The organism is Mucilaginibacter sp. SG564 (assembly GCF_013149275.1).
Classification (GTDB): Bacteria; Bacteroidota; Bacteroidia; order Sphingobacteriales; family Sphingobacteriaceae; genus Mucilaginibacter.
On the sequence record NZ_JABGNA010000012.1, the window covers coordinates 67,237 to 81,535 of the forward strand.

At 41.1% G+C, this 14,299-nt stretch carries 15 protein-coding genes; 3 read left to right on the top strand and 12 right to left on the bottom strand.

Annotation, left to right across the window (positions count from 1 at the left end; all coding sequences use genetic code 11):
* Positions 1–100: 100 nt before the first annotated feature.
* The 9 genes from FHW89_RS23455 to FHW89_RS23495 form a co-directional block, all read right to left on the bottom strand.
* On the bottom strand, positions 101–277 hold the full coding sequence (locus FHW89_RS23455) for a twin-arginine translocase TatA/TatE family subunit (protein WP_172337492.1): 177 nt from the start codon (positions 275–277) through the stop codon (positions 101–103).
* A gap of 43 nt (positions 278–320) precedes the next feature.
* Complete coding sequence (locus FHW89_RS23460) at positions 321–755, bottom strand: twin-arginine translocase TatA/TatE family subunit (RefSeq protein ID WP_172337493.1); 435 nt, start codon at positions 753–755, stop codon at positions 321–323.
* Between the two features lie 59 nt (positions 756–814).
* Positions 815–2,104, bottom strand: a complete 1,290-nt coding sequence (locus tag FHW89_RS23465; protein WP_172337494.1) for a murein hydrolase activator EnvC — start codon at positions 2,102–2,104, stop codon at positions 815–817.
* Positions 2,105–2,121: 17 nt separating this feature from the next.
* Positions 2,122–2,913: a DUF4292 domain-containing protein gene (locus tag FHW89_RS23470; protein ID WP_172337495.1), complete on the bottom strand. Its 792-nt coding sequence runs from the start codon at positions 2,911–2,913 to the stop codon at positions 2,122–2,124.
* Positions 2,891–4,654, bottom strand: coding sequence for a tetratricopeptide repeat protein (locus FHW89_RS23475; protein ID WP_172337496.1), 1,764 nt, complete (start codon positions 4,652–4,654; stop codon positions 2,891–2,893). The genes FHW89_RS23470 and FHW89_RS23475 overlap by 23 nt, the downstream gene beginning before the upstream one ends.
* A gap of 36 nt (positions 4,655–4,690) precedes the next feature.
* A complete protein-coding gene (gene dut, locus FHW89_RS23480; RefSeq protein ID WP_172337497.1) occupies positions 4,691–5,125 on the bottom strand; it encodes a dUTP diphosphatase in 435 nt (144 codons plus the stop codon).
* Positions 5,122–6,609, bottom strand: coding sequence for a lipopolysaccharide biosynthesis protein (locus FHW89_RS23485; protein ID WP_172337498.1), 1,488 nt, complete (start codon positions 6,607–6,609; stop codon positions 5,122–5,124). Before FHW89_RS23485 ends, dut begins: the two co-directional genes overlap by 4 nt.
* Positions 6,610–6,652: 43 nt before the next feature.
* A complete protein-coding gene (locus FHW89_RS23490; RefSeq protein ID WP_216650681.1) occupies positions 6,653–6,934 on the bottom strand; it encodes an acylphosphatase in 282 nt (93 codons plus the stop codon).
* Between the two features lie 103 nt (positions 6,935–7,037).
* Positions 7,038–8,204 (bottom strand): amidohydrolase family protein, encoded by a 1,167-nt coding sequence (locus FHW89_RS23495; RefSeq protein WP_172337499.1) that lies wholly within the window; start codon positions 8,202–8,204, stop codon positions 7,038–7,040.
* Between the two features lie 153 nt (positions 8,205–8,357).
* Here FHW89_RS23495 and rlmN point away from each other — a divergent pair, with 153 nt between their 5' ends.
* From rlmN to FHW89_RS23510, 3 genes are all read left to right on the top strand, one after another.
* Entirely contained in the window at positions 8,358–9,425 is a 1,068-nt protein-coding gene (gene rlmN / locus FHW89_RS23500) for a 23S rRNA (adenine(2503)-C(2))-methyltransferase RlmN (RefSeq protein ID WP_172337500.1), read from the top strand.
* 23 nt (positions 9,426–9,448) lie between these two features.
* Complete coding sequence (locus tag FHW89_RS23505; protein ID WP_172337501.1) at positions 9,449–10,147, top strand: ComF family protein; 699 nt, start codon at positions 9,449–9,451, stop codon at positions 10,145–10,147.
* 67 nt (positions 10,148–10,214) lie between these two features.
* The gene (locus tag FHW89_RS23510; protein ID WP_172337502.1) at positions 10,215–11,393 is read left to right on the top strand and encodes a glycosyltransferase family 87 protein; all 1,179 of its coding nucleotides are present in this window, start codon (positions 10,215–10,217) and stop codon (positions 11,391–11,393) included.
* 8 nt (positions 11,394–11,401) lie between these two features.
* On the opposite strand, the gene FHW89_RS23515 is transcribed toward FHW89_RS23510, so the two are convergent.
* The 3 genes from FHW89_RS23515 to FHW89_RS23525 all read right to left on the bottom strand — a co-directional run bounded on the left by FHW89_RS23515 (position 11,402) and on the right by FHW89_RS23525 (position 14,238).
* Positions 11,402–11,812, bottom strand: coding sequence for a response regulator (locus tag FHW89_RS23515; RefSeq protein ID WP_172337503.1), 411 nt, complete (start codon positions 11,810–11,812; stop codon positions 11,402–11,404).
* A gap of 232 nt (positions 11,813–12,044) precedes the next feature.
* Complete coding sequence (gene glyA, locus FHW89_RS23520) at positions 12,045–13,331, bottom strand: serine hydroxymethyltransferase (RefSeq protein WP_172337504.1); 1,287 nt, start codon at positions 13,329–13,331, stop codon at positions 12,045–12,047.
* Between the two features lie 142 nt (positions 13,332–13,473).
* On the bottom strand, positions 13,474–14,238 hold the full coding sequence (locus FHW89_RS23525) for a ScpA family protein (protein ID WP_172337505.1): 765 nt from the start codon (positions 14,236–14,238) through the stop codon (positions 13,474–13,476).
* Positions 14,239–14,299: the final 61 nt, after the last annotated feature.

A 14,299-nucleotide genomic window follows, 5' to 3' on the forward strand; every position in this document is an offset into this window, starting at 1 on the left:
CATATGCAATAAACTAAAGTATCAAGTAGCCAGCATCAAGTATCAAGACAGCTACATTAAAGCCTTCAAATTTTGATACTCGCTACTTGATACCTAAATACTAAGCTTTTGGTTTCTCTTCGGTAGTGCTTGTATTGCTTTCGCCGTTTTGTGCGTCTTTAAATTCTTTAACGCCTTTTCCTAAACCTCTCATTAGTTCAGGTATTTTTTTACCGCCAAACAATAAAAGTATTGCAATGATGATCAGAATGATTTCTGGTGCGCCTAATCCACCCATGATTTTTAAGTTTTATGTTATGTAAATATTATTATGACTTGTGTTATTCGTGTTCTGTTTTAACAGGATCTGTTGTTGTTTTCTTAGTCAGATCGATGTTGTGCGTTTCCGCTGCCGGCTCCTCTTCATGTGTATGTACGTAAGTATCCGAGATAGGGATTGTATTGGGTACAGAACCATGTATAGGATGTGTTGTCTCCTCAACAACCTCTGCGGTTGTGTGTTCTGTAGTATTTTCTTCAACGGCGGGCGTATCTTGCACCTTGGTTTCGGTTTTCTTGTCTTCGTAGTTGTTGATCTGGTTATTGATCTCGCGTTTTACATCCTCAGATGCATCTTTAAAATCACGGATGCCTTTGCCTAAACCGCGTGCCAGCTCAGGTAGCTTATCACCTCCAAAAAGCATTAATGCTGCAAAAAGTATCAGTACCATTTCGCTCGTACCAATATTTAAAAATAAAAAAACTGAACTTAGCATAGCATTTAAATTAAGGTTACAAATATATACAATTAAATTTTCATAAAGTTCATAACTAATTAGTTAGGTGCAAGCCACGTTTTAGGATTGGTTGGATCCTTCACTTTATAAACCTCAAAGTGAACCTCCGTTTCCCCGGTCGACGAATCTGTTGCCACCGTTCCTAATGTTTGCTTGGTACTCACTTTTTGCCCCCTGGCCACACTAACCGACCGTAAATTGGCATACACTGTAAAATATTCCCCGTGTACTATCATCACCAAATAGGTTCCGCTTACGTCAACAACCCTTACCACGGTACCATCAAATACCGCCCTTACCGAACTTCCCGGGTTGGTTCTGATATCAATACCAGTACTCTCGCTCTTAATACCCTCCGGCGTGGTGTACATGCCAAAACCCTGGGTTATTACCCCATTGGCAACAGGCCATGGTAAACGACCGCGGTTACCTAAAAAGTCATTTGACAATTTAGCTGCCTCAGGTGTCGCGTTCAGCACACTCGACTCGCTCCTTGTCACTGGTTTAGCCGGGGTTACAGGAGCTGGCTTGTTTTCGGCCTTCGCTTTAGCCGCCGCTATTCTGGCGGCCTCTCTGGCTTCAGCCTCGGCCTTGCGCCGGGCTTCTTCAATTTCCCTGCGGATAGTTGCAGCAATTTCCCTGTTGGTTTTGGCTATTTTTGCCTGAACCTCCCGTTGTTGCTGTTTCAACTGCCCTTCGTGCTGCGACAGGTCGCTCACTACTTTTACCTGGTTATTTTTTTCTTTACCAAGCGTTTCTTTTTCTTTTTGCTGATCGGCCAGCAGGTTACTTTTCTCCTGCTTATTCTTATCCAGCTCATTTATTTTTACATGCAGCTCTTTCTGGGTTCCCTGTATGTAACCCGCCTGACGCTCGCGGTAGGTTCCAAACTGTTGTAAATATTTTAATCGTTTATAGGCCTGGTTAAAATCTCGCGAAGCGAAAATAAACATAAGCTTATTGTAGGCACTTTGATTGCGATAGGCAAAAAGCACCATGGCTGCATATTCCTTTTTTAGCTGGTCGAGCTGGTTTTGTAAGCTATGTACGGTATTATTGCTCTCAGAGATTTGATTATCTAAATTTCTTACCTCCGAGTTGATGATATTTATTTTCTCTTCCCTCAGGCTTATTTGCGCTTTTAATAAACTCAACTGCTTTAAAGTAGCTTTTTTATTTTTTGAGGTTTCCTGGTAATCTTTATTCAGTTGTTCCAGTTCATCAGACAGTTTATCACGTCGGCGTTTTAAATCCTGGCTGCTTTGCGCATGCACATCAATTACTATAAATACCGCTATTATAAAAAATACTGCTTTTAAAAATTTCATCAAACAAACATAATTAATTATTTGGCCGGCTCGTAATTGTCAGGAATATTGAATGGATATTCCTGCTGTACGTCAAAGTCGGCCTTTGTATAATGCAAATTAACCTGTATTTTTTTATCTTTTACTACCGATGCGATATCTATTTGTGATGGCATTACCCTATTAGTTGCCTGGATAAAGCTATTATTAACAACCTGCAATGACTGTCCTTCGCTTTGATTAGACAAATTTGTTTGGGTAACTTTTAAATCGGCACCTAAAACCAGCTTATATAACAGGTCCTGCAAGCTACCGCTCAGCGTAGTGTTTCCATCAGCATTGGTCAGGTCGGCTTTTTCATTGAGCAGTTCAGGTACGGCATTACCTATCAACAATGACTCCAGCGTTTTATAATTAACCTGGCTGCTGGCATATTTATATACGTAACTAAAAGGTTTGCGCAGATACACTCCCTGTAAACGATTGATGAGCAGTATACTATCAGGCGTGATCAAAGCCCTGGCTGCTTCAACACCTAAAATGGCGGTAATGGAAACCCATATTCTTTTATCGCGCTCAATGCGAATGTTAAGGGTAACATCATTACTATTACCATTAATATTGAGCTTGGTTTTGGCTTTACCAGAAAAGGTGTTAAAGTTTACCTGTTTAGCTCTTATGGCACTTAGCTGGCTGCTTAACTTATTATCAACAGGCTTTGCCGATGAATCGGCTTTGCGGGCTACCAAAACCTGTTTACGGGCCTTACAGCTCACCATAATCAGCAGGCAACATGCTATTAATAATTTACTCGCTATATTTTTTCTCATTTATTTTACGGTCTAATAGCGGCGATTGACCACCGTTACTTTTAGCTTTTTTCCAGTTTTCTACGGCCTCATCCACATTACCAAGGTAAAACAAAATATCGCCATAATGCTCATATTGGGCGGCACTATTCGTTTTATCATGCGCAAGCGCCTTCAACATCCACACCTTTGCATCGGCATATTTCTTTTGCTTAAAAAGCACCCAGGCATATGTATCTTCAAACGATGCGGTATTGGGCTGAAGCTCATTGGACCGAGCCGACATTTGCGCTGCTTTATCCAGTTGCTCACTTCTTAACGATAAATAGTAGGCATAATTGTTTAATGTGTACGCATTATCCGGATTATAGCTTAAGGCTTTATCATAAGCCTCGTCCGAGCTTTTGTTATCTTTAAGACTATGATAGCAATCGCCCAATAACGAAAAGCTCAGCGAAAGTAAATCCTTATCCTGAATTTCTAATGAAGTTGCGTTGGTGGCATAATTAAGCGCTTTTTTAAATTCTTTCTTCTGCGCCCAGGCTACACCCACCATATAATTCATCCAACCCTGGTTCGGGAATAACGAAAGAGCGTTTTCGCCATCTTTGATAGTGGCATCTATATCATTTTCACTCAATTCAACCCGTACCAGCTGTTCATGAACAACATATACCTGTTCATTCAGTTGGATCGATTTCTTATACGCGGATTTGGCTTCTTTTAATTTGGTGCTTTGTAACAACATATCCCCATAAATAGCATAGGCCTTGGCATCGGCAGGATGCGCTACCGTTAAAAGCCGGCTGAGTTCAAGTGCGCTGGCTTTAGCATTGGGTTCAGGAAATTTGGGGAAATATCCGCTAATGATATTTATTTTCTGATCGATACTTACATCTGGGTTCGCAAACGCCAGTGTCAGTTCGTTAAAACAGGCATCATTATTTTTTTTGTCGCGGTAAACATCAGCCAGGGCCAAATGCACCATTCCGTTATTATTATCTTGCTTTTCGGCCTGGAGCAAAACTTTAAGGGCCTTATCATTTAATCCGTTTGAGTTATAGATCTCGGCCAGCAGCAGGTAATAACGCATCTGACCCGGATTATCTGCAATCGCCCTCTCCAACTCGGCGGCCGCCTGATCGATCTTGCCTTGTTTTAAATAAATTTTTTGCCTGCTTGCTAAAATATCATCACTGGGGCCATTGAGTTTTTCCAGCTGATCATACACCTTAAGGGCATCATCGTATCTTTTTAAAATGAGATATGCGTTAGCTTTATCAAAATAATAATCGGGTTTATCCGGATTGATCCTGATGAGCTGATTAAATACATTTTCGAGCTTATCGATGGCGTTGGTTTTTTCATAACCGTCAGCGAGGGCTACCCAATACCATTCATTATCCGGATTAATTGCAACCGCCTTCTCTAATAAAGGCCTTGCCCCCGCATAATCATTTTGCTGTCGTTTCAAGTTAGCCAGCTCAAACATCGAGGCGTCATTTCCCGGATCGGCCTGCAATATGCGTTCAAACATTTCGCCGGCACGTTTGGAGTTCTCGATGGTTTTTTCGCGAATAGCCGAGAAAAACAGTTGCTTAACCATCATACTATCAGCCTGCGATAGCTGTTTAGCCGGAACAGACTTTTGAGCGCTTACCGGTAGAGCCTGGAAACAAGAACCAAGAATCAAGACTGCCACCATGCAATTGAGGCCTGCTCTTACCTTATTCTTGTTATATCTTAATTCCAACTCTTTCATAGCCTGTCCGCTTATTCTGTCTCTAATTTCTTGCTTCTATTTAACAGCCGTATGGCCAAAACCACCTTCGCCGCGGCTGGTTTCATTTAATACTTCTACCTCATCCCAATTCACAGTTTCGTGCCGGGCAACTACCATTTGGGCAATACGGTCGCCCGCGTTGATCTCAAATACTTCTGCCGAAAAATTGATCAGTAACACTTTGATCTCGCCACGATAATCGGCATCAATAGTACCGGGTGAATTAACAATGCCTATACCATGCTTAAACGCCAAACCACTGCGCGGTCGTATCTGCGCCTCAAACCCAACAGGAAGTTCTATAAACAAACCGGTAGGAATGAGTTTACGTTCCATAGGATTTAACCGTACTAGTTCTTCAATATCGGCACGCAGATCCATACCGGCGGCATGGGCCGTTTCATATGCCGGTAAACTATTCTTCGACTTATTAATTATCCTGATGGTCATCGTTTACTAAATATGGCCTTTAATTGTTTACGCTCTGCAAAAAATGCAGCCCCCGCAAACAGGAACAACAATATATTACCTACAAATATATTACGTTTAAATGTGCTGAACGACAAATACACAAGTATTATTGATGATACGATATATATGACATTCTTTTTAAGATTGTAAGGGATGGGATAGTGTTTTTGACCCCATATGTATGACATGATCATCATACTGGCATAAGCTATCAGCGAGATCCAGGCCGATGCCATGTAGCTGTATTTTGGAATAAAAATTACGTTGAGCACAATGGTTACTATAGCCCCTATCCCGGATATGTACAGGCCATACTTCGTTTGATCGGACAATTTATACCAGATAGACAAATTGGTATAAATACCCAGGCTTACATAACCCAGCAACAAAGGCGGCACAACTGGTAAACCAACCCAATAGTCGTGGTTATTTACGTAGTGTTTTAGTATCTGAATATTGGCCACAACACCTACAAACATAAGGCACATGGTTATTACAAAATAATCCATGATGCGCGAGTAGGTTTGACCGGCATTTTTATTCTTGGCATGACTAAAAAAGAAGGGCTCGGCTCCCATGCGAAAGGCCTGGTTAAAAAGGCTTAGAAAAACGGATATACGCGCGCAGCCCGAATAAATACCAACCTCGCGCTCACTGATACTATCGGGCAGCAGTTTTCCCAGTAAAATTTTATCAAAATTTTCGTTAACGATGTATGATAAACCTGCTATCATTACCGGCCAACTGTAGGTAAGCATATTTTTAAACATAACACCATCAAAACTTAGTTGCAGCTTCAGCAACTCGGGCAGTAACAGCAATAAGGTTATAAAGCTGGCCACCAGGTTTGATACAAATATGTAGCCTACCCAACCCATAGTAAACCATTGCTTACACCAATCAGCCCCAGGCATTTGGTGCTTAATGATGTACGGAATTATCCAGATAAAAACGAGGTTGAGCGATACCGTAACTATAATATTGATTAGTTTAATGCTCCCGTATTTTATTGGCCGGCTGTCTGCACGGAGTTTGGCGAACGGGATAGCACACCAGGCATCGATCACCAAAATGCCCAAAAAATAACGAATGTATAGTTCAAACTCCTGCTGTGAAGTGCCTTTACCAATTTTAATTAAACCTGCTATGGTATGGGTAAATGGAACGGTTAATATTAAAAACACTACCGTTACCATAAATACGGCCCAAAAGCTGTTGTTATAGACCTGCCTTTTATTATCCGGGAATTTATTTAGATACCTGAAAAAAGTAGTTTCCATACCAAAAGACAGCACCGCCTGCAAAACAGAGGCATAGCTAAACATGGTACTGAAAATACTATATACATTAGGATTGTATGCTTTTGTATAAAGCGGGGTAAGCAATGCGCCTAATAAACGCTGCACTATAGTAGTTACACCGTATATAGCCGTTTGCCCGGCAAATTTTTTAGCGGTTGACAATGTTGATGTTTGGGATGGTAATTAACAAATAAAACCCGGCAAATTACAGGGCCCTTTTTACAACCTCAAAATTACGATAGTTTTTTAATTCGCCCTCATGGCTTTCTACAGAAGTTACTTCCGCGTCTTCGGGGCCTTCGTTGCACCATTCCATAAACATTTCGAGCAGGGTATCATCGGCTTCGGCAGCTATAAAAACATCGCCGTTCGGTTCATTTTTAACAAAGCCCCTTACCCCTAACTGGTCGGCTACGGCTTTGGTTGATTTGCGGTAAAAAACGCCCTGAACTTTTCCTTTAACGGTTATATCGAGATGTCTGATCATTGAGTTTTATTGGTTGATTGAGGTAGATTATGTTGATTAAATTTGGTGTGATAAAACTTGGTACAAATTAACTTATTACAACTCAATCAACCTAATCAACTTATTAAACTAAACGCTTAACCTTACTTTCTGGGGTGATCTTTAATCCATCCAAACCAGTTATCAGGTTTAGTCCGGGAGTTTTGCCTGGTTCAAGCGTTCCCTTTTCGTCGTCAATACCTAAAAACGATGCACCATTTATAGTAGCCCATTCCAGTAATTTAGCGGTGCTGATACTTGGGAACTTTTTCTGTATGGTACGCATTTCGCTCAGTATGCACAAGCTATCGTTTGATGCCAGGCTATCGGTACCCAGCGTAATGTTAAAGCCCTGATCAATAAAAAGTGGGATTTTTGGAAGGTGGTTTTCAATATACAGATTGGCTTTAGGACAAAAACACCAATTTATTTTACGATCGAACCGTTTTATAAAGTAGATGTCTTTTAAATTGGTACAGGTATTATGTACCAGCAAAACCTGCTGCCTGTTAGTCAACAACGGGATAATAGATTGTAAGGAGTTACGTGCCTGTGGCTTAAAATGGCTGATATCAATACCAAAATGTTCATAAAGCTCCAGAAAGCCGCCCAATTTGTAACGATAAAATTTATTCTCGTCCTCACACTCCTGGTTGTGGATGCTAATGAGATTGGGTTCGGCGTCGCTATGTTTCCGGATCAGTTTAAAGAGCTCTTTGGATACCGAATATGGCGCATGAGGGGTAATGGAACAGGGTTGCGGCTTAAACTCCCGCATAAGTTCCATCGCTTTATCAAAAATAGCCTGGGCGTTTTGCGGCAAGAAGCCAAAAGTTTCCACAAACGTATGGTAATACAACTTGCTGGCAACTTTAACCGGGATGCTGCTATTGCTATTGGCAATATCGCCTACGGCAACAATACCATTCGCATACATCTCTTCATCTGCTTTTTGAATAGCCTCTGCTATTTGTTTATCATCCGCTTTGCGGGATGCCTGAATATCTTTTATAAAATTTATCAACCCTTTCCCGGGTGTTATTTTATCCTTAAGATGCGAAAGCTCAACATGGCAGTGTGTATTTATAAACCCCGGAGAAATAACGCCGCTCAGTTGTTCAATGGGGCCATCCGGAGGATTATTATGGTCGGTAACAGAAATGATCTTGCCCTGGTCGTCAACAGTAACAATTCCATTCTTAATAGGATCGGCAAAAATTGGAAAAACGTAATCGGCTCTAAAACTTTTCATTAATATATCACTTGTTATCTATCTCAAAACGTTTTTCTTTAAAACACTCCACACAAAATTAACTATAATTAACTTTTAGTTATGTTTTTTTATCATTTAAAAGAATGACTTTAAAATAAGACAGATTTTTTTAAATTTAAGTACTTTTGCATTGTGAATAATGCAAAAGATAAAATAGACATCCGAAGCCTCGGTTTGGAAGCCTTGCAGGAGCATTTTATCCGTATGGGGGAAAAAAGTTTCAGGGCTAAACAAATTTATGAATGGCTTTGGAAAAAATCGTGCGTCTCTTTCAACGAGATGAGCAATATTTCAAAAGAACTGCGCACTAAACTCAACGAAAACTTTGTTATTAACAACGTTAAAATAAATTCATCACAGGTTAGTGCTGATAAAACTATAAAAAATTCTTTTATTTTACACGATACTCATCTAATTGAGGGGGTTTTAATTCCCACTCCTGGCCGGATGACAGCCTGTGTATCGTCGCAGGTGGGCTGCAGCCTTACCTGTAAGTTTTGCGCTACGGGGTACATGGAGCGTAAAAGAAACCTTAATCCTGATGAAATTTACGACCAGGTAGTGCTGATAGATAAACAAGCCCGTGAAAATTATGGTGTGCCTTTATCCAACATCGTATACATGGGTATGGGCGAACCTTTGCTGAATTACGCCAATATGATGAAATCTGTTGAGCGCATCACTGCCGAAGACGGATTGAACATGGCCGCCAAAAGGATCACCGTTTCTACAGCCGGTATTGCCAAAATGATCAAAAAGCTGGGCGACGATCAGGTAAAATTTAATCTTGCCCTGTCCTTACATGCTGCTAATGACGAAAAGCGCAACACCATAATGCCAATTAATGAGCAAAACTCACTAAAGGCCCTGGCCGAAGCTTTAAAATATTACTACGCCAAAACCAAAAACCCGGTAACCTACGAATACATTATCTTTGATGGTGTTAACGACGGGATACAGGACGCCATGGAGCTGGCTAAATTTTGCAAGCACCTGCCTTGTAAGGTAAATATCATTGAATATAATCCCATTGCTTTTGCCAGCTATATTAATGCCGGTGAAGATAAGGTAGAAGCATTTGCCGCTTACCTGCAAAAACAAGGCATCAACACGCACCTCCGCCGTAGCCGGGGTAAAGATATTGATGCGGCTTGCGGACAATTAGCCATCAAAGAAAAAGGTAAGGTTGCCGAAGTTTAAGATTTCTGTCTTAAATTAACGGCATGAAATTGCTGCGTGGCTACCTGGCCGATTTTGTTTCCCTGCTTTTTCCCGAATTATGCCCTGCCTGCCAGGCCAGTCTTGTTGCCAACGAATACATTATTTGTTCGGACTGCCGTTACAATTTACCCTATACCCATTTTCACTTACAAGCCGATAACATTGTTGCCCAGCAGTTTTATGGCAAACTAAAAGTTGAAGCCGCCTACGCCTTGTATTATTTTACTAAAGGCGGCAAAGTGCAAAACCTGATGCATCATTTTAAATATAAAGGCATGCAACAGATAGGTAACTTATTAGGAAACATTGCCGGTAGCCAATTAGCTCAAAATCCTATTTTTAATACTGTTGATCTGATTATCCCTGTCCCCCTGCACAAAAAACGGCTGCGGGAACGCGGTTATAATCAAAGTACCCATTTTGCCGAAGGACTTGCGGAAAAGCTGCCTGCTGTTGTGGAAGATAATAATTTACAACGTACGGTAGCAACAGCAACACAAACCCATAAATCGCGCTTTGCCCGTTTTGAGAATATGCAGGATGTATTTATGATCAAACATCCCGAAAAATTAGTCAACAAACATGTTTTACTTGTTGATGATATTGTAACCACCGGCTCAACTCTGGAGGCCTGCGGTATGGAGCTGTTAAAAATACCCGGGCTCACTTTAAGCATTGCCACCATTGCCTATGCGCAATAAAACAAATTGAACCCAATATCTTTTTTATCAATACTTTTGTCGATTACAATTATCACAGTTATCTGCAATGACAAAAAGGTTTCTTTATTTAACCGGCTATCAATGGGTTTGGGTGTTATATATAGCAGTTGCCGTTTATTGCTGGCAATTCAAATACTTCAGGCATATTGATAATAATTATCTCATATTTCGCAACGCTTATTACCACGCAAAGGCAGGCTTAAATTTATATTTATTATACCCGGCCGAATACTCTGATGTGTTTTTATATGGCCCCACATTTACCATATTGGTTGCGCCCTTCGCCCTCCCTTCAGAAGCGGTAGGCTTTTTCCTTTGGCAAATAGTCAATGCGCTTGCCTTTTTGCTGGCGGTACATCTGCTGCCCTTTAACAACCGCATAAAAACAGCCATTCTTTTATTGTGTGTTATTGAGTTTTCGAATACTTCGCACTATATGCAGATCAATGCCCTTATAGCTGCGTTTATCATCATCAGCTTTATGCTGGTAAAAAAAGGCAAGGACGAATGGGCTACCCTTTTCATCATTGCAGGCACTTTAATTAAGTTTTACCCGGTGGTTGGCCTGGCATTCTTTCTTTTCTCCGGTAATAAATTAAAGTTTATGGTAAGCTCAGTGGTATGGGCCGGTGTTTTGTTTGCCTTACCTATGCTCATCTCCAGCCCTCATTATATTATTCAATCCTATCATGACTGGTTTCATGAGTTAAACCTTAAAAACTCCATGAATGTAAGTTTAACTGGCAGTATCGATTGGTGTATTATGGGCGTAGCACGTCGTTTAACTCAAAATGCCAGCATCCCTAATACACCCTTTCTAATAGCGGGGGGCATTATTTTCGCAATCCCGTTACTGCGGTTTAAACAATATAATTCGTTGAAATTTCAACTGCAGGTACTATGTTCTGCCTTGCTGATGGTTGTACTGTTCAGCACCGGATCTGAGCACCCTACTTATATTATAGCTACAGCAGGCGCAGTAATTTACATCATGATGCAGGATAAGCCTTTTACTACTTTCCATATTGTTATGCTGGTGTTATTGCTGGTAATCACCGGCCTCGGCCCCAGCGACGCTTTTCCACGGCCTGCCCGCGAATGGATGAGCAACCTGGCCATGAAAGCCTGGCCATGCATTATCATTTGGGTAAAAATTGCTTATGAACTGATCTTTAGGGATTTCCCTACCGATAAGAAGTTTTTATTAAATAAACAAAGAGTATAAAAGCATCTTTATTGATGCTGGTACCGGCTTAGTTTATCATAAAGAGATTTAGGGTCAAATGGTTTTAATATATAATCGTTCATCCCGGCATTATCCATCTCACTCATCTCGCTCCGCTGCATCGACGCTGTTAAAGCAATGATAGGTAACTGCTGAAAATAAAGATCGGGCATAGCCCGTATGATCTTGGTAGCCTCGAGGCCGCTCATCTGGGGCATGTGGATATCCATTAATACCACATTATAATTCCGGTTGTTTTCTATTTTATGTATAGCTTCAACACCATTTTCGGCAAAATCGGCATTAGCGCCCCACCTCTTCAGTATCTTGTTGATCAATAACCGGTTTATCTGATTATCATCAACTACTAAAACATTTATTTTGAGCCCTGCTTCCAAATTGTCGCTGTTATTGTTCAAATAAGTACTTGTTTGCTTAAACGTTATAGTAAACCAAAAAACAGAACCCTTGTTTGGCACACTATGTACATTTATCCTTAAATCACACGGTTCAAGGCATATCCTCAATGCTTTTGCTAAGATAAATATTTTTTCATCAGCCTATATCACATGAACCTCATACTCACAAAAAACGCCGGCACAGGTATTTCTCCTATGCCGGCGTTATATTTTACTACCTTTCGGTTATGGCTTATTCCTCGTTGTTTTCTCGGTACAAAGGATAATCGTGCATCAGCTTGTGAACCTTTTTACGTATTTTTTTGATAGAGGCTTCATTTTCCGGATCGGCAATTACCGCGTCTATCAGTTCAACAATGTGCTCCATTTGCTTCTCTTTCATACCACGGGTGGTAATAGCCGAAGTACCTACGCGTATGCCCGAAGTAACAAACGGCGACTTATCATCATAAGGAACCATATTTTTGTTCACAGTGATATCGGCAGCTACCAAAGCATTCTCGGCTGCTTTACCGGTGATGTTTTTATTACGCAAATCAATCAGCATCAAGTGATTATCGGTACCGCCAGATATAATTTCATAACCACGCTTAACAAAAGCTTCGGCCATTGCGGCGGCATTCTTTTTAACCTGCAAAATGTATTTCATGTAGCCTTCGCTTAAAGCTTCGCCAAAGGCTATGGCTTTAGCAGCGATGATATGCTCCAGCGGACCACCCTGTGTACCTGGGAAAACAGCCATATCCAGCAATGATGACATCATCTTTACTTCGCCTTTTGGTGTTTTTATGCCAAATGGATTTTCAAAATCCTTACCCAACAGGATCAAACCACCACGCGGTCCGCGTAATGTTTTGTGTGTTGTAGTAGTAACAATATGGCAGTGCGGCAGCGGATCGGTTAATAATCCCCTGGCTATAAGACCGGCCGGGTGCGATATATCAGCCAGTACCAAAGCACCTACTTTATCGGCCACTTTACGTATAAACTCATAGTCCCAATCGCGCGAGTAAGCCGAAGCACCGCAGATGATCAGTTTTGGTTTTTCTTTAAGTGCAACTTTTTCCAGTTGTTTATAATCAACCAAACCGGTTTCTTTAACCACGCCGTAAAAGTGCGGCTCATATAATTTACCCGAAAAGTTAACCGGTGAGCCATGGGTTAAGTGGCCACCATGTGACAGATCAAATCCTAATATTTTGTCGCCCGGCTGAAGAACGGCCAGCATCACGGCAGCATTAGCCTGAGCGCCAGAATGCGGCTGAACGTTTGCCCACTCGGCATTGAACAGTTGCTTGGCTCTTTCAATAGCGATGGTTTCAATTTCGTCAACCACCTGGCAGCCGCCATAATAACGCTTGCCCGGTAAACCTTCGGCATATTTATTAGTAGCCACAGAACCTGCGGCTTCCATAACCTGACGGCTCACAAAATTCTCAGATGCTATCAGCTCAATACCTTCTTCCTGGCGTTGCTGCTCTTCATCCAATAACTTAAAAATTAATTTGTCTCTTTTCATTATATATAATTAAAACGGCACTGTATTTATAACGGGCGCTAAGTTAGCAAAAAGCCTAAAGCCTAAGGCCAAAAGCTTAAAGCTTTTTTGGATTAATCATTGAACTGCTGAATATTAAATCAGCTAAAAAAGCTCCAGGCCTTTAGCTTTCTGCTTTGAGCTCACCACCTCTCGCCGTTATCCAGAAATTATTATATCCTAAACCGATCTGAATATCTATCAGCTCCTGCTGCAGCATTTCTAATACGGCCAAAAAGTTGTAAACAAAATGTACTTTATTTTCTGAATGCCCGGCAATAGCCTTAAAATCAAGCATTTTATTAATTTTGAGCAAATCGGCAACCGCTTTCTTCTGCTTTTCGATAGTGTAAGGATATTGAACAACGGTATGTTTTACCTCCTCGCTGCGGTTAAGATAATTGCGCATCAGTCGCTCATGCACCATCATCAGTTTGTATAAACTTAGTTCCGATAGTTCTTCGCCCGGATGGGTAACTTTTTCTACCTGCTCCAGGTCGTGCTTGATATTACCACGCTTTTCCTGTTTAAAACGCTCCTCTTCATATGGGCGTATTTCATCGCACAGCTCCTTGAATTTTTTATATTCAATCAGTTTCCTGATCAGGTTTTCCTTCGTATCGGCTTCGTCGCCGGCATCATCAGCTTCATAGCGTGGTAATAACATCTTTGCCTTGATACGCATCAGCGTAGCCGCCACAAAAATAAATTCGCTGGCCAGCTCCATGTTAAGGCTGGTCATCTGGTGTATATAATTTAAAAAGTCGTCGGCAATACGAGCTATGGGGATATCATGGATATCCAGTTCATCTCTTTCGATAAAGAAAAGCAGCAGATCAAACGGACCTTCAAACTGGGGTAATTTTATAGCAAAGCTGTCGTCGGTCATATATCTGTTGCAAAAATAAGATTTTTTCATAGAACCAAGAGCCAAGAAATCAAGACTCAAG